18 protein-coding genes are annotated in these 17,696 nt (G+C 60.5%); 9 read left to right on the top strand and 9 right to left on the bottom strand.

What is annotated here, in order from left to right; translation table 11 throughout:
* Positions 1–220: 220 nt before the first annotated feature.
* Positions 221–532 carry a hypothetical protein gene (locus BLV67_RS26675; protein ID WP_065911230.1) on the top strand — a complete coding sequence of 104 codons (312 nt, stop codon included), beginning with the start codon at positions 221–223 and terminating at the stop codon, positions 530–532.
* Positions 533–636: 104 nt separating this feature from the next.
* The gene (locus BLV67_RS26670) at positions 637–1,398 is read left to right on the top strand and encodes a YdcF family protein (protein WP_065911229.1); all 762 of its coding nucleotides are present in this window, start codon (positions 637–639) and stop codon (positions 1,396–1,398) included.
* 156 nt (positions 1,399–1,554) lie between these two features.
* On the opposite strand, the gene lnt is transcribed toward BLV67_RS26670, so the two are convergent.
* The 5 genes from lnt to miaB all read right to left on the bottom strand — a co-directional run bounded on the left by lnt (position 1,555) and on the right by miaB (position 6,981).
* Complete coding sequence (gene lnt / locus BLV67_RS26665; protein WP_069786449.1) at positions 1,555–3,078, bottom strand: apolipoprotein N-acyltransferase; 1,524 nt, start codon at positions 3,076–3,078, stop codon at positions 1,555–1,557.
* Between the two features lie 8 nt (positions 3,079–3,086).
* Positions 3,087–3,926, bottom strand: a complete 840-nt coding sequence (locus BLV67_RS26660) for an HlyC/CorC family transporter (protein WP_010206772.1) — start codon at positions 3,924–3,926, stop codon at positions 3,087–3,089.
* A 43-nt stretch (positions 3,927–3,969) separates the two neighbouring features.
* Complete coding sequence (gene ybeY, locus BLV67_RS26655; protein WP_056861975.1) at positions 3,970–4,428, bottom strand: rRNA maturation RNase YbeY; 459 nt, start codon at positions 4,426–4,428, stop codon at positions 3,970–3,972.
* The gene (locus BLV67_RS26650; RefSeq protein WP_058420190.1) at positions 4,421–5,425 is read right to left on the bottom strand and encodes a PhoH family protein; all 1,005 of its coding nucleotides are present in this window, start codon (positions 5,423–5,425) and stop codon (positions 4,421–4,423) included. Before BLV67_RS26650 ends, ybeY begins: the two co-directional genes overlap by 8 nt.
* Before the next feature lie 227 nt (positions 5,426–5,652).
* The gene (gene miaB, locus BLV67_RS26645; RefSeq protein ID WP_065911227.1) at positions 5,653–6,981 is read right to left on the bottom strand and encodes a tRNA (N6-isopentenyl adenosine(37)-C2)-methylthiotransferase MiaB; all 1,329 of its coding nucleotides are present in this window, start codon (positions 6,979–6,981) and stop codon (positions 5,653–5,655) included.
* 131 nt (positions 6,982–7,112) lie between these two features.
* Here miaB and BLV67_RS26640 point away from each other — a divergent pair, with 131 nt between their 5' ends.
* The 7 genes from BLV67_RS26640 (at position 7,113) to BLV67_RS26610 (ending at position 13,915) form a co-directional block, all read left to right on the top strand.
* Complete coding sequence (locus BLV67_RS26640) at positions 7,113–7,439, top strand: DUF1820 family protein (RefSeq protein ID WP_003194436.1); 327 nt, start codon at positions 7,113–7,115, stop codon at positions 7,437–7,439.
* Positions 7,440–7,544: 105 nt separating this feature from the next.
* The gene (locus BLV67_RS26635; protein ID WP_065911226.1) at positions 7,545–8,399 is read left to right on the top strand and encodes a MurR/RpiR family transcriptional regulator; all 855 of its coding nucleotides are present in this window, start codon (positions 7,545–7,547) and stop codon (positions 8,397–8,399) included.
* Positions 8,400–8,473: 74 nt separating this feature from the next.
* The gene (locus tag BLV67_RS26630) at positions 8,474–10,531 is read left to right on the top strand and encodes an oxidoreductase (RefSeq protein WP_065911225.1); all 2,058 of its coding nucleotides are present in this window, start codon (positions 8,474–8,476) and stop codon (positions 10,529–10,531) included.
* Positions 10,532–10,567: 36 nt separating this feature from the next.
* Complete coding sequence (locus tag BLV67_RS26625; RefSeq protein WP_069786450.1) at positions 10,568–11,338, top strand: transporter substrate-binding domain-containing protein; 771 nt, start codon at positions 10,568–10,570, stop codon at positions 11,336–11,338.
* Positions 11,339–11,369: 31 nt separating this feature from the next.
* A complete protein-coding gene (locus tag BLV67_RS26620) occupies positions 11,370–12,086 on the top strand; it encodes an ABC transporter permease (RefSeq protein WP_069786451.1) in 717 nt (238 codons plus the stop codon).
* Positions 12,083–12,793 (top strand): ABC transporter permease, encoded by a 711-nt coding sequence (locus tag BLV67_RS26615; RefSeq protein WP_069786452.1) that lies wholly within the window; start codon positions 12,083–12,085, stop codon positions 12,791–12,793. Before BLV67_RS26620 ends, BLV67_RS26615 begins: the two co-directional genes overlap by 4 nt.
* Before the next feature lie 9 nt (positions 12,794–12,802).
* Positions 12,803–13,915 carry a succinylglutamate desuccinylase/aspartoacylase family protein gene (locus BLV67_RS26610; protein WP_069786453.1) on the top strand — a complete coding sequence of 371 codons (1,113 nt, stop codon included), beginning with the start codon at positions 12,803–12,805 and terminating at the stop codon, positions 13,913–13,915.
* On the opposite strand, the gene BLV67_RS26605 is transcribed toward BLV67_RS26610, so the two are convergent.
* The 4 genes from BLV67_RS26605 to BLV67_RS26590 all read right to left on the bottom strand — a co-directional run bounded on the left by BLV67_RS26605 (position 13,897) and on the right by BLV67_RS26590 (position 17,462).
* Positions 13,897–14,481: a tetratricopeptide repeat protein gene (locus BLV67_RS26605; RefSeq protein ID WP_056861983.1), complete on the bottom strand. Its 585-nt coding sequence runs from the start codon at positions 14,479–14,481 to the stop codon at positions 13,897–13,899. The two genes, BLV67_RS26610 and BLV67_RS26605, sit on opposite strands and share 19 nt — an antisense overlap.
* Before the next feature lie 238 nt (positions 14,482–14,719).
* Positions 14,720–16,003 carry a glutamate-1-semialdehyde 2,1-aminomutase gene (hemL, locus tag BLV67_RS26600; RefSeq protein ID WP_069786454.1) on the bottom strand — a complete coding sequence of 428 codons (1,284 nt, stop codon included), beginning with the start codon at positions 16,001–16,003 and terminating at the stop codon, positions 14,720–14,722.
* A gap of 17 nt (positions 16,004–16,020) precedes the next feature.
* On the bottom strand, positions 16,021–16,644 hold the full coding sequence (gene thiE, locus BLV67_RS26595; RefSeq protein WP_069786455.1) for a thiamine phosphate synthase: 624 nt from the start codon (positions 16,642–16,644) through the stop codon (positions 16,021–16,023).
* A gap of 20 nt (positions 16,645–16,664) precedes the next feature.
* Positions 16,665–17,462 (bottom strand): hydroxymethylpyrimidine/phosphomethylpyrimidine kinase, encoded by a 798-nt coding sequence (locus BLV67_RS26590; protein ID WP_058420182.1) that lies wholly within the window; start codon positions 17,460–17,462, stop codon positions 16,665–16,667.
* Between the last annotated feature and the right edge of the window lie 234 nt (positions 17,463–17,696).

Below are 17,696 nucleotides of genomic sequence, written 5' to 3'. Positions count from 1 at the left end.
TACAACATTCAGGTTGATCGACACCAAAAAGCGGCGCGTCCGTGCCCAAACCCTGCGGGAAGTGGAGTTACAGGAAGCGCCGTAGCATACATGACCCCACTCTATCGAGGGAAACCCTGATTGCGCGGCGAGGGCCGTCTGTCGCGGCGCGAGGCAGGCGCAGCCACGGGGACTACGCTGTTTATTGGGGAGTGAGTCTTATCTTCAATGAGGTGAGGGGATGGTTGAATCGCAGCGAACTTTAATGAAACCGCAATTGTATGAAGGACTGATCGACCGTTTGGGTCGGGCATTGGATGCCGCAAGAACCGCAGGCCGATTGCTTGATGAGCGGCCTCTGGAGCTGGAGTTGCGAGGCTTGAGCCAGGCTGAACTTGAATTGATCAAGGGCTACCTGGAATTGAATCACCACCGTGCCTCCGAGGAACGGGCTGCCCCGCCCGCCCAAGAGCCTTTGCGTTCGGCCAAGGTGATCTGGCTGAAAGATGTGTCTGCGGCTCGCGGTCCCGACAAACGTCGGGCCGCACGGTAAACGTGGAGCACCACGTTAACCTTTGAGCCGTCTCGAAACAGGTTGGTAAAGATTGTCGCTGAACCCCGTTGCATCTAGGCTTCGGGCATCTTTGGAGATGCCCGATGCCTTTTCGTTATTTCATTAAACAATTGCTCTTGCCGCCCGGCCTTTTTTTGCTGCTGCTGGCGCTTGCCTGGTGGTTGCGTAAAAGTCGCCCGCGCCTGGCCGGATGCTGCTTTGCCGTGGGGTTCGGCGGGCTTTGGTTGATCAGCCTGCCGGTGATGGTGCAATGGGGCGCGCATGCCTTGGAGACCGAGCCACCGTTGGCCCGTGAAGAATGGGCGACGCTGGCCCAGCGCGCCGATGCAATTGTGGTGTTGGGTTCTGGGCGTGAGCGCGGCGACCCTGCGTGGGGCACCGATCAACCCACCGGTACAGGGCTTGAGCGCCAGCGTTATGCCGCGCGTCTGGCCAAGGCCTCTGGCTTGCCGGTGCTGACCAGCGGCGGCTTGCACTACGGCACGCCTCCCAGCGAGGCCGAGTTGATGGCGGTGTCGATGCAGGATGACTTCGGCGTCACCGTGCGCTGGAAAGAAGAGCGCAGCCGCACCACTTGGGAAAACGCGCAGATGAGCGCCGACATCCTGTTGCCGCAAGGCATCAAGCGCGTGGTGGTGGTAACCCAGGCCTGGCATATGCCGCGTGCGGTGTGGAGCTTCGAGAAGGCCGGCTTTGCCGTAGTGCCGGGGCCGGTGGGCTTTTTGGGCGTGGACAATGCGCGGCCACTGGGCGGCTGGATGCCGGAGTTCGTGTCGGTGTGGCGCAGCGGGCAGTTGATCAATGAGGCGGTGGGGCAGGTGGGGTATCGGGTGTTTTACCGATAACGCCGCAATTCCAAATGTGGAAAGCGGTTCATGTGGGAGCGGGCTTGCTCGCGAAAGCGGTGTGTCAGTCAGCTTATTCGTTAACTGATACACCGTATTCGCGAGCAAGCCCGCTCCCACACAAGCCAGCTCCCACAGGAACTTGTGTTTAAGCCTTTAGACCGTTTTCGACATCCGGCCCGCCAGCAGCGCCCAACCGAACAAGCCCAGGCACACAATGATCAACGGCCACGAGCGCCATTGCAGGTACGGCGTCAGGTTGTGCATCGGCACCACTTCGCCGTAGAGAATCCCGCGTTCAAACTGCGGGATCTGCGCGGTGATCTGCCCGAACGGGTTGATCAGGCCGGTCACGCCATTGTTGGTGGCGCGGATCATCCAGCGACCAGCCTCCAACGCACGCATCTGCGCCATTTGCAGGTGTTGCAGCGGGCCAATGGAGCGGCCGAACCAGGTGTCGTTGCTGATGGTCAGCAGTAAATCGCTCTGGGCCGACAGGCCTGCGGCGAATTCCGGGTACACCACTTCATAGCAAATGAACGGCGCAATCTGATAGCCCTTGGCCTGCAGCATCGCCTGATCGGACGGGCCGCGGGCGAAGTCCGACATCGGCAGGTCAAAGAAAGCGATCAGCCCGCGCAGCATGTCTTGCAACGGCACGTACTCACCAAACGGCACCAGTTTTTGCTTGAGGTAAGTGCCTTCGCCTTCGCCCACCACGGTGATGCCGTTGAAGTAGCGCTTCTGGTGGTGCACTTCCTGGCGGATCGGTACGCCGGTGATCAGCGCGGTGTGCCGGTCGGCGGCAAACTTGCCCATCATGCCCAGGTAACCTTCGACGGATTCCTTGAGCACCGGCACCGCGGTTTCCGGCCATACCAGCAGGTCTACCGGCTTGGAGCTGAAGCTCATGTCGCGGTACAGCGCCAACTGCGCGTCGATCTGCGCGGGGTCCCACTTCATGCTTTGTTCGACATTGCCCTGAATCGCCGCCACGGTCAGCGGTGCGCCGGAGGGCAAGGTCCAGGCATGATGCTTGAGCGCCAGGCCTATGGCCCAGGGTGCAACCAACAACACCAAGCCTGCGCCGATGAAGCCGTTGCGCTTGCTTGCCAGCAGGCGTGGCAAGTTGCACAGCACGGCAGCCGTCAGCGCCAGGGCAAAGGAGATCAGCCACATGCCGCCCAGTGGCGCCAGGCCGGTGAGCGGGCCATCAAGTTGGCTGTAACCGGAGTACAGCCAAGGGAAACCCGTCAGGAACCAACCACGAAACGCTTCCTGGCCAACCCACAGCGCCGCAAAGGTCAGCGCATCGGCCACCGGCGCCTCATTACGACGCAGCCAGCGTGCCCACAGCCAAGCGGGCAGGGCGAAGAACCAGGCAATGGCGGCGGTAAACAGCAGCATCAAAAAGCCAGCCAGCAACACCGAAGCACCGCCGAAATGGTGGATGCTGTAGTAGATCCAGCTGGTACCGGCGCCAAACAGGCCGAAACCGAAGCACCAACCACGGCCCAGGGCCTGGCGTGGCGTCAGCTCGCGCAGGCCGACGTAGAACAGCCCGACGGCCAGCAGCGCAAATGGCCACAGATCGAAGGGCGCCAGCGCCAGGGTAGTGACGGCGCCAGCCACCGCGGCCAGCAGGTTACCGGGCCAGCCGGGTGCAATCAGACGGCGCATATCAGTCCTTAGCGGGCAATAGGTGTCAGGCGGATCAAGTGAATGCGGCGACTGTCGGCATTCAAGATGCGAAAGCGATAAGCGCCAATCTCGGTGGTTTCGTTACGTTTTGGCAGGTGCCCGAACGCACTCATCACCAAACCGCCCACGGTATCGAACTCATCGTCGGAGAATTCGCTGTCGAAGAACTCGTTGAAGTTCTCGATCGGCGTCAGCGCCTTGATCAGGAAATCACCGCTGGGCAGCGGCTTGATGTAGCTGTCTTCTTCGACGTCGTGTTCGTCTTCGATGTCGCCGACGATTTGCTCAAGCACGTCTTCGATGGTCACAAGACCGGCCACGCCGCCGTATTCGTCGATCACAATGGCCATGTGATTGTGGTTGGCGCGGAACTCGCGCAGCAGCACATTCAGGCGCTTGGATTCAGGCACGAAGGTGGCCGGGCGCAGCAAGTCCTTGATGTTGAAGCTGTCGCCGTTCTCCTTGAGGATCAGTGGCAGCAGGTCCTTGGCCAGCAGGACGCCCATGACGTCGTCATGGCTTTCACCGATCACCGGGTAGCGCGAGTGCGCCGAGTCGATCACGGCCGGGAGGAATTCCCGTGGGGTCTGGGTCGCCTTGATGCTGATCATCTGCGAGCGCGGGACCATGATGTCCCGCACCTGCAGGTCAGCCACCTGGATGGCGCCTTCGACGATGGCCAGCGCTTCGCTGTCCAGCAACTTGTTCTGATGGGCCTCGCGCAGCAGCTCCAGCAGCTCCTGGCGGTTTTTCGGCTCGTGGGCAAAAGCCTGGGTCAGTTTACCCAGCCATGACTTCTGCCCGTTGCTCGATCGGTCTTCGCTCATAGCGATTACTCTAAATCCTTTGTTGTGTCAGTTATGTGTAGTTTCAGTTTTCGTCGTCTGCATACGGATCAGGGTGACCCAGTTCAGCAAGCAACGTTTGTTCCAGTGTTTCCATTTCGCAGGCTTCGTCATCGTCTATATGGTCGTAACCCAAGAGATGCAAGCAGCCGTGGATGACTAGATGGGCCCAGTGGGCTTCAAGTTCCTTGCCTTGTTCCTTCGCCTCGCGCTCGACCACTTCGACGCAGATCACCAGGTCGCCCAGTAACGGGATATCCAGTAACTCATCCGGCACGTCGGCGGGAAAGGACAGCACGTTAGTCGCGTAGTCCTTTTGGCGCCAGGTGTGATTCAGTTCACGGCCTTCGGGCTCGTCCACCAGGCGGATGGTCAGCTCCGAGTCGGCGGTGCGCTGGCGCAGGGCCAGGGCGCACCACTGACGGAACTGCGCTTCGCTGGGGGCGGGCGCTTCGGTGGCCAGCTGCAGGTCTAGCTCAAGCATCGCGGCGCACGTCCTTGGCGGGTGCGTCATCACGGTGCTCAAAGCGCTCGTAGGCTTCGACAATGCGCTGCACCAACGGGTGGCGAACCACGTCTTTAGGCATGAAATGTGTGAAGCTGATGCCTGGCACGTCCTTGAGCACATCGATCACCTGGGCCAGGCCGGACTTGGTGCCCTTGGGCAGGTCGACCTGGGTGACGTCGCCGGTGATCACGGCGGTGGAGCCGAAACCGATACGGGTGAGGAACATTTTCATCTGTTCGACGGTGGTGTTCTGGCTTTCATCGAGGATGATGAAGCTGTTGTTCAAGGTGCGACCACGCATGTAGGCCAGCGGGGCGATCTCGATCACTTGGCGCTCGATCAACTTGGCCACGTATTCAAAGCCGAGCATCTCGTACAGCGCGTCGTAGAGCGGGCGCAGGTACGGGTCGATCTTCTGGGCCAGGTCGCCGGGCAGGAAGCCAAGCTTCTCGCCAGCCTCGACTGCCGGGCGTACCAGCAGGATGCGTCGCACCTGCTCGCGCTCCAGGGCGTCGACCGCACAGGCCACGGCCAGGTAGGTCTTGCCGGTACCGGCGGGGCCGATGCCGAAGTTGATGTCGTTACCGAGGATTTCCTTGACGTAGCGCTGCTGATTCAAGCCGCGTGGGCGAATCATGCCTTTTTTGGTGCGCAGGGCCACGCTGGCTTCGGCCACCGGGTTGTTGGCCAAGTCTTCCACGGCGGATTCCTGCAGGTACAGGTGCACGGTCTCCGGCGACAGCTCACTCCCCTTGGTTTCGCGGTAGAGGCGGCGCAGCAGGTTTTCTGCAGACGTGGTGTGCTGGGGTTCACCAATAAGCTCGAACTGATTGCCGCGGTTGCGGATCTCGATGCTCAGGCGTTGTTCGATCAGGCGCAGGTGCTCGTCGAACTGTCCGCACAGGTTGGCGAAACGGCGAGCCTCAAACGGCTCGAGGATAAAACGATGGGGTTCTGCTATGGGTGCGTTCAAGGTTGCTTTTAGCCGCCCTTTGGCTGTTTAGGTGAAGGAGAGGATAACGCCAGCGCTCGGCGTGCGAAAGCACTTATATAGGCTGGCTCAATCTCAAGAACCATGAAAATCCACTGTGGGAGCTGGCTTGCCTGCGATGGCGGTGTGTCAGTGCCAGATGTGTCGGCTGACCCACCGCTATCGCAGGCAAGCCAGCTCCCACATTTTGATCTTTATCCGGTCAGAGGTCAGTTGATTAGCGACCCCCGCAGCGAGTGCGGTTGCGCCGCATCGATGTGCACATCGGCAAACTGGCCGATCAGGGTGGGCGTGTCGCAGCGGAAGTTGACGATCCGGTTGTTCTCGGTACGCCCTTGCAACTCGCCCGGGTCTTTTTTCGAGTAGTCGGTGACCAGGATGCGCTGGATCGAACCGACCATTTGTCGGCTGATCTCGAAACCTTGCTGGTTCAGGCGATGCTGCAGTGCGTTCAAACGCTCTTTTTTCAGCGCTTCCGGGGTGTCATCTGCCAGATCGGCAGCCGGGGTGCCCGGACGCTGGCTGTAGACGAACGAATAGGAGAAGTCGAAGCCGACGTCTTCGATCAGCTTCATGGTCTGCTCGAAATCTTTCTCGGTCTCGCCGGGGAACCCGACGATAAAGTCCGAGCTGATGCAGATACCCGGCACCGCCGCGCGCAATTTACGCAGCTTGGATTTGTATTCCAGGGCCGTGTGGTTGCGTTTCATGGCCGCCAGAATGCGGTCAGAACCCGACTGCACCGGCAAATGCAGGTGCTTGACCAGCTCCGGCACTTCGGCGTGCGCCTGGATCAGGCTGTCGGAGAACTCCAGCGGGTGCGAGGTGGTGTAGCGAATACGCTCGATGCCATCCACCGCAGCCACCACGCGGATCAACTCCGCGAGGTCGGCCAGGCGCCCGTCGTGAGTCTGGCCGCGATAGCCGTTGACGTTCTGGCCCAGCAAGGTCACTTCGCGCACGCCGTTTTCGGCCAGGTGGATAATTTCGGCCAGCACGTCGTCAAACGGCCGGCTGACTTCTTCGCCACGGGTGTAGGGCACCACGCAGAAGGTGCAGTACTTGCTGCAGCCTTCCATCACCGACACATAGGCACTCGGCCCGTCGATGCGCGGTTCGGGCAAATGGTCGAATTTTTCGATTTCCGGGAATGACACGTCCACCTGCGGCAGCTTGGTGATGCGTGCGGCGTCGATCATTTCCGGCAGGCGGTGCAGGGTCTGCGGGCCGAAAACCACGTCGACATAGGGGGCGCGGTCGCGGATCGCGGCGCCTTCCTGGCTGGCCACGCAGCCGCCGACGGCGATCACCATGTCCGGGTTGGCCAGTTTCAATTCACGCCAGCGGCCCAGCTGGGAGTACACACGGTCCTGGGCACGCTCGCGGATCGAGCAGGTATTGAGCAGGATGACGTCGGCATCTTCGGCGCGGGCAGTGACTTCCAGGGCCTGGTGTTCGCCCAGCAGGTCGACCATGCGCGAGCTGTCGTACTCGTTCATCTGGCAACCGTGGGTTTCGATGTAAAGCTTCTTGGCCATGGGAATCATCAACTGGAGGTAAAGAACCGCGCATTATAGGGGGCATGCCCATTGGTTCCTAGCGCTGTGCATCGGGTGCCATGCTATAGTTCGCGCCCTCTTTTATATCCCCCATGTGTTATTCGCCCACCATGACCAAACGTGAAGCTCCAATCTACAAGGTGATTTTCCTCAACCAGGGCCAGGTGTTCGAAATGTACGCCAAGCAGATCTATCAAAGTGATCTGTGGGGCTTCCTGGAGGTGGAAGAGTTCGTCTTTGGCGAGCGCACCCAATTGGTCGTCGACCCGGGCGAAGAAAAACTCAAGGCGCAGTTTGAAGGCGTGGTGCGCAGCTTTGTGCCGATGCATTCGATTGTGCGCATCGATGAAGTCGAGCGCCTCGGCACGCCGAAGATCAGCGAGGCGCGCGGCACCAGTAATGTGATGCCGTTTCCGATGCCGATGCCGGAAAAGTGACACTGCGCTGGTGACAGGGTGTTGTAAGACACTTCTGAAACTTTTCAGTCGCCGTTGACGGTTTGACAGAAAAATAGCAGTTTGTGCCCATGCAGAGAGGACGCCATGAGCACATCCATAAAAAAATCCCTCGAACACCAGTTGTCATCCAAGTCCCAGGCTTATCGGGCGCTGGCGGCCTATATCCTGGCGAACCTCAAAGACCTGCCGTTCGAGAATTCGGCGCAGGTGGCGTACAAGCTCCAGATCAGCGAGTCCACGGTCGGCCGATTCTGCCGGGCGTTGGGCTACAAGCATTTCAAAGACCTTAAACACGAACTCAAAGACGACCTGGGTGACAGCCCATGGCTGATCGGCGACCGGCTGCGGGCGTTCCAGGCAGAAGGCGACGCAAACCCGCTGGCCAACAGCCTGCAACTGGAGATCGCGGCGTTGGTGCGGGTCTACGAGTACACCCGCACCGAGCCTTGGCGCGTGGTGACCTCAAGGCTGGCGCAAAGCCCGCAGGTTTTTGTCGCCGGTTTCGGCACCGAGCGGGGCATCGCCTGCTCCATGGTCCACATGCTGCAATACCTGCGCACAGGCGTGCATCTGGTGGACGGTGCATCAGGGCATTTCGGCGAGGTGTTGCTGGCGCCGTCTGCCGATTCAATGCTGATTGTCTATGAGGCGCGGCGCCATTCCCGCCAGTCTTTACTGCTGTGCCAGGCGGCACGCAAACGCGGCATTGCGGTCACGCTGATAACCGACAACTTTTGTGAGTGGGCCGAGCAAAACGCCAACGAAGTGTTTCGGGTGTCGACCGAATTTGATTTGTTATGGGATTCGACGGCCACCATGTTATCGCTGACTCACTTGTTGATTAACGCTATGTCCAAACAACTGGGACCGGAAATGGAAGAGCACTTGAATGCGATCGCCCAGTTGCATCAGGCGTTTGTGGGTTACACCCAGAGTTGACCGCTTAAGCGTTATTTAACTAACGCTTTTTATTTAACTGTCTTTAGCGAACTTATTGGTTCGGGAGTAGCCCTGTGCGCGATCCTCGGTATGACATTCTTTTTGAGCCGGTACACATTGGGCCGGTTCGCACGCGTAATCGCTTTTACCAAGTGCCGCACTGTAATGGCATGGGCCATGTGCATCCCTCGGCCATGGCCGCCATGCGCGGGGTCAAAGCCGAGGGGGGTTGGGGGGTGGTGTGTACGGAGGAGTGCGAGATCAGCCCGCTGAGCGAGTTTTCGCCTTATATAGAAGCGCGCTTATGGGATGAACGCGACATCCCCGCGCTGGCGAAAATGTGTGAGGCCGTCCATCTGCATGGCTCATTGGCCGGCGTCGAACTGGCGTTCAATGGCTATTCGGCGCCCAATCGCTATAGCCGCGAAATCCCCTGGGCGCCTTCCAATACACCGGTGCGTGGTTACGACCCGGTGCAAGCCCGGGCCATGAGCCGCGCCGATATCAAGCAACTGCGCCAGATGCATCGCGCTGCTGCGTTACGGGCACGCCAGGCGGGTTTCGATATTATTTACGTGTATGCCGGCCACGACCTTGGCCTGCCGTTTCACTTTTTGACCCCACGCAATAACCGGCGCACCGATGAGTACGGTGGGGTGTTGGAGAATCGTGTACGGCTGTTGCGTGAGTTGATTGAAGATACCCGCGATGCGGTGGGTGATCGTTGCGCAGTCGCCGTGCGGCTGGCCGTGGATGAACAGGTCGCTGGCGGGCTGGCCTGCGAGGGCGAAGGCCGCGAGATTTTTTCGCTGTTGGCGCAGCTGCCGGACCTGTGGGATGTCAACGTTGCCGACTGGTCCAACGACAGCGTGACCTCACGGTTTGCCCCTGAAGGTTTTCAAGAGGCGTTCCTGCTCGGGCTCAAAGCGCTGACCACCAAGCCGGTGGTGGGCGTGGGTCGGTTTACCTCACCGGACACCATGGTCTCATTGGTGCGTCGAGGCGTCTTGGACCTGATCGGCGCTGCCCGTCCCTCGATTGCCGACCCCTTCTTGCCAAAGAAGATAGAGCAAGGGCGTCTGGAGGAGATTCGCGAATGCATCGGCTGCAACGTCTGTGTCAGTGGTGACCACACCAGCACCCCGCTGCGCTGCACGCAAAACCCCACCCTGGGTGAAGAATGGCGGCGCGGCTGGCACCCCGAGTCGACGCCCCGTGCGCCTAACCCCGCACGCGCGCTGGTGGTCGGGGCAGGGCCTGCCGGCCTTGAATGCGCGCGGATACTGGGCGCGCGGGGCATGGAGGTGGCGCTGGTCGAAGGCACGCGCACGCTGGGCGGGCGTGTGTTCCTTGAAGCCAGGCTGCCAGGGTTGGCGAGTTGGTCACGGGTGCTCGACTACCGGCTGGACGCGCTCAGCCGATTGCCTTCAGTAGAGATCTATCGAGAAAGTCAGCTACAAGCCCAGGACGTGTTGGACTTCGCCGCCGCCCACGTGTTTATCGCCACCGGTTCGCGCTGGCGCACCGATGGTCTGGGGCGTGTATTGCGCCAGGCCTTGCCGGGGTTGGAACACCTGCCGGTACTGACCCCGGATGATCTGCTGGCCGGAACAGTCCCTGCTTCACCGGTGCTGCTGTTCGATGATGACCACTACTACATGGGCAGTGTGTTGGCAGAGCAGTTGGTAGCGCAGGGCGTGGAGGTGATCTTTGTCACCCCTGCGCCGGATGTGGCGACCTGGACCCATAACACGCTTGAACAACAGCGCATCCAGCGTCGCCTGCTGGAACTCAATGTCACGATCATCGCCTCTCACTCGTTGGCGGCGGTGACGCCTGAAGGTGCGGTTGCCAGTTGTATGTACACCGGCCGGCCAAGGTTCATTACCGTGGCGTCCTTGTTGCTGGTGACAGCCCGTGAGCCTGAGCAAGGCCTGTACCAGGCACTCAACGAGGCAACGGAGCAACGCTTTGAGGCGGGTATTGAGTCGGTCGCATTGGTGGGGGACTGCCTGGCGCCTGGAACCATTGCGGCTGCCGTGTTTTCAGGGCATCGGCTGGCGCGTGAGTTTGATGCGCCTGCCGGCTCGTTGGTCATGCGTCGCGAAATTCCTCATTTAGAGGTGTTGTAACGTCCTGCTGTGCAAACAATAACAAGGAATAAAATAATGAAAAAATTAGTTCTGATGTTATCGGTGTTGGCTTTCCTAGTGGTCAGCAACTGGGTGTCCGCCAACAACTATGAGGTCATACGCTTCGGTGCTGACCCTAACTACGCGCCTTTTGCCTATAAAGACAATACCGGTACTTTGGTCGGTTTCGAGATTGATATCGGCAACGCCATCTGCGCGCATTTGAAGGTGCGCTGCCAATGGGTCGAAAGCGACTTTGACGGCCTGGTTCCCAGCCTCAGGGCCGGCAAGATCGACGCCATACTGGCGTCGGTAACCGTGACCGAAGCGCGGCGCAAGATCATCGACTTCTCTTCGCAAGTGTTCTCCAGCCCCTCCGCCATGGTGTTCAAGGCCGGCACCGACCTTGGCGACGCCAAGGGCAAGTCCGTGGGCTATTTGCAGGGCAGTACTCAGGAAACCTACGCCAAGCGCGTGTTGGCCCCTAAGGGCATGAAAGTGGTGGCCTACGCCGATCAGGAACAGGTTTACGCCGACCTCGTGGCGGGTCGGCTTAACGCTTCGTTGCAGGACGCCCAACAGGCGCAAAGTGGCTTTTTGCGCTCGCCTCAAGGTGCCGGTTTCGAATTGGGCAAGGTCATAGAAAGCGAGCTGATGCCTTCCATGAGTGCCATTGGCATCGCCAAGGGCAATCAGGCGCTGAAGACTCTGCTGGATCAGGGCCTGGCAGCGCTGCATGCCGATGGCACCTATGCTCGCCTGCAAGAACAGTATTTCCCAGGCGTCGACATGTTCAGCGGCAATTGACCGCCCGTCATCATAACTGGAGGGCGTGGTCATGCTGGAGAACGTTGCGCGCTTTGTCGCGACCCTGGAGGGTTTTGCGCCGTTACTGCTGCAAGGCGTATGGGTGACCCTGAAGCTGGCGCTGCTATCGCTGTTGCTGGGGCTGATCTTCGGTCTGCTCGGGGCGCGTGCCAAGCTGTCACGCGTCAGGGCCTGGCGTGTTTCAGCACAGGTCTACACCACCCTGATCCGCGGGGTGCCGGACCTGGTGTTGATGCTGCTGATCTTTTACGGCGTACAAACCGGTGTGAGCCGCCTGACGGCTGTGATGGGCTGGGCCTACCTCGAAATTGACCCTTTGACTGCCGGCGTACTGACCCTGGGGTTTATCTACGGTGCTTATTTTACCGAGACCTTTCGTGGCGCATTGTTGGCGGTGCCACGTGGGCAGGCACAGGCGGCCAAAGCGCTGGGTATGAAGCCCAGCCAAAGTTTCATCTACATAACCTTTCCACAGATGATGCGCTTCGCCTTGCCGGGGCTGGGCAATAACTGGATGGTCTTGCTCAAGGCTACCGCGTTGGTGTCGATTATCGGTTTGGCAGACTTGATCAAGGTGGCTCAGGTGGCTGGCAAAAGCAGCCAGCAGCTATTGAGCTTTCTATTGCTGGCGGGCTTTATTTATCTGCTCCTCAGCAGCGCCTCCAATGCGGTGCTGCGCTGGCTTGAGCGTCGTTATGGCGGTGCAGGGCAGGAGGCGCCGCGATGATTGAACTGGTACAGGAATATTGGCGGCCGTTTCTCTATTCCGACGGTCAGCAAATCACCGGCCTGGCCATGACGCTGTGGCTCACCAGTGCTTCGTTATGCCTTGGGCTGCTGGTGGCATTGCCGTTGTCCATTGCCCGGGTTTCAACCCGCTCGTGGGTGCGTTGGCCGGTGCAGAGCTTCACTTATCTGTTTCGCGGAACGCCGCTCTATGTCCAGTTGCTGGTTTGTTATACCGGCCTATACAGCCTGGCAGCTGTACGCGAGCAGCCGCTTCTGGACGCTTTTTTCCGTGATGCCTTGAACTGCACACTGCTGGCCTTTGCCCTTAACACGGGCGCCTACACCACCGAAATCCTCGCCGGTGCCATCCGCTCCATGCCGCGCGGTGAAGTGGAGGCCGCCAGGGCGTTAGGGTTCGATGGCTGGAAGCTCTACACCTATCTGATCATGCCGTCGGCCCTGCGCCGCGCATTGCCGTACTACAGCAATGAGGTGATTTTCATGCTGCACTCCACCACGCTGGCGTTCACCGCCACGGTCCCCGATGTGCTGAAAGTGGCCAGGGATGCCAATGCCGCGACCTTTCTGACGTTCGAGTCCTTCGGCATCGCCGCGGCTATTTATCTATGCATCACCTTCGCTCTGGTCGGCCTTTTTCACCTGGCCGAGAAGCGTTGGCTGAGATTTCTTGACCCAAGCCGATAGGAGGTCGCCATGTATGAACGCGTGCATCAACTGCCAGTAACCGTGCCGGGTACGACGCGGCAGATCCATAGTTTTCACTACGGCCCGGCCGATGGCGTGGGCAAAGTCTATATCCAGTCTTCCCTGCATGCCGATGAACTGCCGGGGATGTTGGTGGTGTGGCATCTCAAGCGGAGGTTGTTGCGATTGGAGGCTGCGGGCCTGTTACGTGGTGCGGTGGTGCTGGTGCCGGTGGCCAACCCCATGGGCCTGGAGCAAGTGTTGATGGACGTGCCTCAAGGCCGTTTCGATTACGACAGCCGGGAGAACTTCAATCGGCACTTCCTTGATGTCAGCCGGCAGGTGGGTGATGCCGTAGAGGCACTGCTGACCGATGACCCTGAGGAAAACTTGCGGTTGATTCGTTCGGTGCTGGTTCGCGTGCTCACCAGCCAAGTGCCTGCCAACCAGGTACAGGCCATGCGCCTGACGCTTCAGCGCCTGGCCTGCGATGCCGATATCGTGCTCGACTTGCATTGTGATTTCGAGGCCGTGCAGCATCTGTATGCGTCGCCGGTTTGCTGGCCACAAGTGGAACCCCTGGCCCGTTACCTGGGGGCACAGGCGTGCTTTATGGCGACAGACGCCGGTGGGCAGTCCTTCGATGAGTGCTTCAGCTTGTTTTGGCAGCAGATAGAGGCGCGCTTCCCGCAACGTGTGGCGCCGCCCGGTTTTGCCGTGACGCTGGAACTGCGAGGTGTGGCCGACGTGAGTTATGAGCTGGCCGAACAGGATTGCCGGGCTTTGATTGACTACCTTACGCACGCGGGCGTCATCGAGGGCCAGGCACCTGAGTTGCCGCCTTTATTGAACCCGCCCACGCCGCTGGCCGGCGTTGAGCCCGTCGTCAGCCCGGTGGGCGGCTTGATCGTATTTTGTGCCAAGGTCGGGGATTATTTGAGCGCGGGTCAAGTCGTGGCGCACATCATTGACCCGATCAGCGACAGCGTGACGGCCATTGCCTGTACTCGGGAAGGTTTGCTGTATGTGCGATCACTAAGGCGCATGGCCATCAGCGGCATGACGATTGCGCATGTTGCAGGTGCAACGGCCTACCGACAGGGCTACCTGTTGTCGCCCTGAGGCGCGATGGGGTCGGGCAAGGGCGAGAAGGGCGAACGCCCATCGGCACTCTGCAATTCCTGCAGGTAATTGCGGAAGATCTGGCCCAGTACCTGGGTGGCCACTTCCAATTCATCGCGCTGCATGTGCTCGGCGACTTCGTCGGCCGTGTCCAGTGCGTCCTCGGCGCCGTTGACAGCCGCCATTTTCAGCACGATGTACGCCTGAACGTTATTGGCCGGCACGCCTTCGCCTTTGAAGAACATGTTGCCCAGCTGGAATTGCGCCTGGGCATGGCCCTGCAACGAAGCCTTCTCGAAGTAGCTCAGGGCTTTGTTGAGGTCGCGGGCAGGGTTTTTGTCGTCGTGGAAGTACTCGCCCAACTCGTATTGCGCCTGCGCATCCCCACCGTCGGCCTGTTTCTGGCACGCGCTCAGCGCTTCGGCCTGGCTGTCTGGCTGGGTATTGAGGGTGCAACGACCCATCGCTGGGATTAACAACGAGTTGCCGCCTGCCTGGGCATGTGCCAGCAGCGGCTGAAGGAGCAACAGGCAGCCCAGAACCAGGGTGCGGCCGGTGCGTTTCATGGGAATCGACTTACCTCTGACGGGGCACGCGGACCCTCGGGGGAGTCCAATAAGCGCGCATTATGAAATAAGCAGGCCCCTGCTTACAAAGTCTTTACTCGTTTTTCTGCTGCGTAGGCAAGTTATCTGCCGGATTGCAGGTAATTTCTCGAAAAAAGCAGGAAATCTCTGTAGGCAAAGTAGCAAATCTGACGCTGCGAGGGGCAACGTCAGATGTGTGTGTCCCTTAATTCGGGGCTTACTTCAGGGCTGCGAAAGCGCGCTCGGCAGCATCCAGGGTCAGTTTCAACTCGGCTTCGCCATGGGCGATCGAGGTGAAACCCGCTTCAAAAGCGCTCGGTGCCAGGTAAACGCCGCCTTCGAGCATCAAATGGAAGAAGCGCTTGAACAGGTCGGCATCGCTGCCCATCACGTCATCAAAGGTGACGATATCGTCGGCGCCGCTGAAGTACAGGCCGAACATGCCACCCGCTTGCGTGGTCACGAACGGGATGCCAGCGGCATCGGCGCGCTGTTGCAGGCCATCGAGCAGGCGCGTGGTGTAGTCGGTCAGCTCGGCGTGGAAACCCGGGCGGCTGATCAGGCGCAGGGTGGTCAGGCCGGCAGCCATGGCCAACGGGTTACCCGACAAGGTGCCCGCCTGGTACACCGGGCCCAGCGGCGCGATGTGCTGCATGATGTCGCGTTTGCCGCCGAAGCAGCCCACGGGCATGCCGCCGCCGATGATCTTGCCGAAGGTGCTCAGGTCCGGCGTGACGCCGTAATAAGCCTGGGCGCCGCCGAGGGCCACGCGGAAACCGGTCATCACTTCGTCGAAAATCAGCACCACGCCGTGCTTGTCGCACTGCTCGCGCAAACCTTCCAGAAAGCCCGGTGCCGGTGGCACGCAGTTCATGTTGCCGGCTACCGGCTCGACGATGATGCACGCCACGTCCTGGCCGACTTCGCTGAGCATCTGCTCAACGGCCGCAATGTCGTTGAACGGCAGGGTCAGGGTGTGTTTGGCAAACGCGGCCGGCACACCGGCCGAGCTTGGCACGCCTTGGGTCAGCAGGCCGGAACCGGCTTTTACCAGCAGGCTGTCGGAGTGGCCGTGGTAGCAGCCTTCAAATTTGATGATGCTGTCGCGGCCGGTGAAACCACGGGCCAGGCGGATTGCGCTCATGGTGGCTTCGGTGCCGGAGCTGACCATGCGCACCATTTCCATCGACGGCACGATTGAGCACACCAGGTCCGCCATCTCGGTTTCCATGGCGGTTGGCGCGCCGTAGGAGAGGCCGTGTTGCAGCTGCTGGCGCACGGCGTCGAGCACGTCCGGGTGGCTGTGGCCGAGGATCATCGGCCCCCAGGAACCGACGTAGTCAACGTAGCGCTTGTCATCTTCGTCGGTGACGTAGGCGCCTTCGGCATGCTTGAAGAACAACGGTGTGCCGCCGACGCTCTTGAACGCACGCACGGGGGAGTTCACACCGCCGGGGATGTGTTTTTGGGCATTGGCAAACAGGGTTTCGGAACGGGACATGATCGGGCTCTCTACACTTAAACTTTAAGAAGGGCGTTGAAGGCGCGGGCGCGGCGCGTGACTTCCTGGGTGCTGTCGGCACCGAACAGGCCGTGCACCACGGCGAGCAGGTCGGCACCGTGGGCCACCAGGGGGTCGGCGTTCGCCAGGGTGACGCCGCCGATCACGCAGATCGGCAGGTGAAGGCGCGTGCGGGCCTGGGCCAGCATGTCGAGCGTGGCGGCCGGCGCGCCGGGCTTGGTGTTGGAATTGAAAAAACGACCGAAGGCGACGTAGCTCGCGCCTTCCTTGGCGGCCTGCTCGGCCAGTTCGATCTGGCTGTGGCAGGTGGCGCCGATGATGGCTTTGGAACCGAGCAATGCACGGGCCGGGGTCAGTGGGCCGTCGGTTTGGCCCAGGTGCACGCCGACGCCCAGGCGCGCGGCCAACTCGGCGTCATCGTTGATGATCAACTGGGTCTTGTAGCGTGAGCACAGCTCGCGCAGCTTCTCGGCCTCACGCAGGCGCCGGGCTTCGTCGCTGCTTTTGTCGCGGTACTGCAACAGGGTCACGCCACCGTCCAGTGCCGCTTCGACGTAGGCAAGGAACTTGCCGGCCAACAGTTGGCTGTCGGTAATGGCGTAAAGGCCACGTAGTTTCATCGAGCAGGCCTCTTGTGCGGTTAAGAGCAGAAATCCAGCGGCAAACGGCGCGGCACGAACTGGCCCTGGCCGAGTTGTTCGGCATCACGCAGGGTGCGCCAAGTGTAGTTGAGCGCCGATTGCACCGCGCTGGCCAGGCTTTCGCCCTGGGCGATCCTGCCGGCCAAGGCGCTGGCCAGCGTGCAGCCCGAACCGTGATAGCTGCCGGGCAGGCGCTGGCAGGTAAAGGTCTGGCGCGTGCCGTCGCGGCTGTACAGGCGGTTGTGCACTTCATGCTCGTCGCCGTGGCCGCCGGTGATCAGCAGATGCTTTACAAACGGCAGCAGCTTCTCGGCGCATTCGTCCGCCGTACCCTCGGGCAATTCGGCGAGGATGCGCGCTTCCGGCAGGTTCGGCGTGGCGATCAGCGACAGCGGCAACAGCCGCTCACGCATGGCGTAGCCGACTTCGTCCTTGCCCAGGCTGCCGCCGCCACCGGCACGCAGCACCGGGTCGCAGACCACCGGCAGGTGCGGGTGCGCCTGCAGCAGCTCGACCACGGTGTCGACCATCGCGGTGGAACCGAGCATGCCCAGCTTCACCGCCGCGACTTCGGAGTCGCTGAGCACGGCATTGGCCTGGGCCAGCACCCACTCGCGGTCGAGCACGCGGAAATCGCTGACATTGACGGTGTTCTGCACGGTCAGGGCGGTGACGGCGGGGGCCGCATGACAGCCTTGGGCGAGCAGGGCTTCGATATCTGCCTGCAAGCCGGCGCCACCACTGGGGTCGTGGCCGGAGAGACAGAGGACAACAGGGCGAGAGCTGTAGATATTCATGGTGCGCGAGCTTACCACCAATCGCTTTTTGCGTGGCTGTCGGGCGAGCGGGGAATTTCACCCTGTGTTTATGGCTGTTGGTTCGCCATTTTTATTCAATAAACTCTCTGAAAGCGCCGTTCTAGAGCCTTTCAAAAAATTATTTCAATGGTGTCCAATGGCCTCTAGCGGCTATGCTAAAGTGGATCCAAACAACTTAATGTATCGCCGGTATACGTCTACTCAAAAGGAATG

The sequence above is a fragment of the Pseudomonas salomonii genome, assembly GCF_900107155.1.
In the GTDB taxonomy this organism is placed as follows: domain Bacteria; phylum Pseudomonadota; class Gammaproteobacteria; order Pseudomonadales; family Pseudomonadaceae; genus Aquipseudomonas; species Aquipseudomonas salomonii.
Note: the sequence above shows the minus strand (reverse complement) of the source record. Positions and strands in the feature narration are given on the sequence as shown.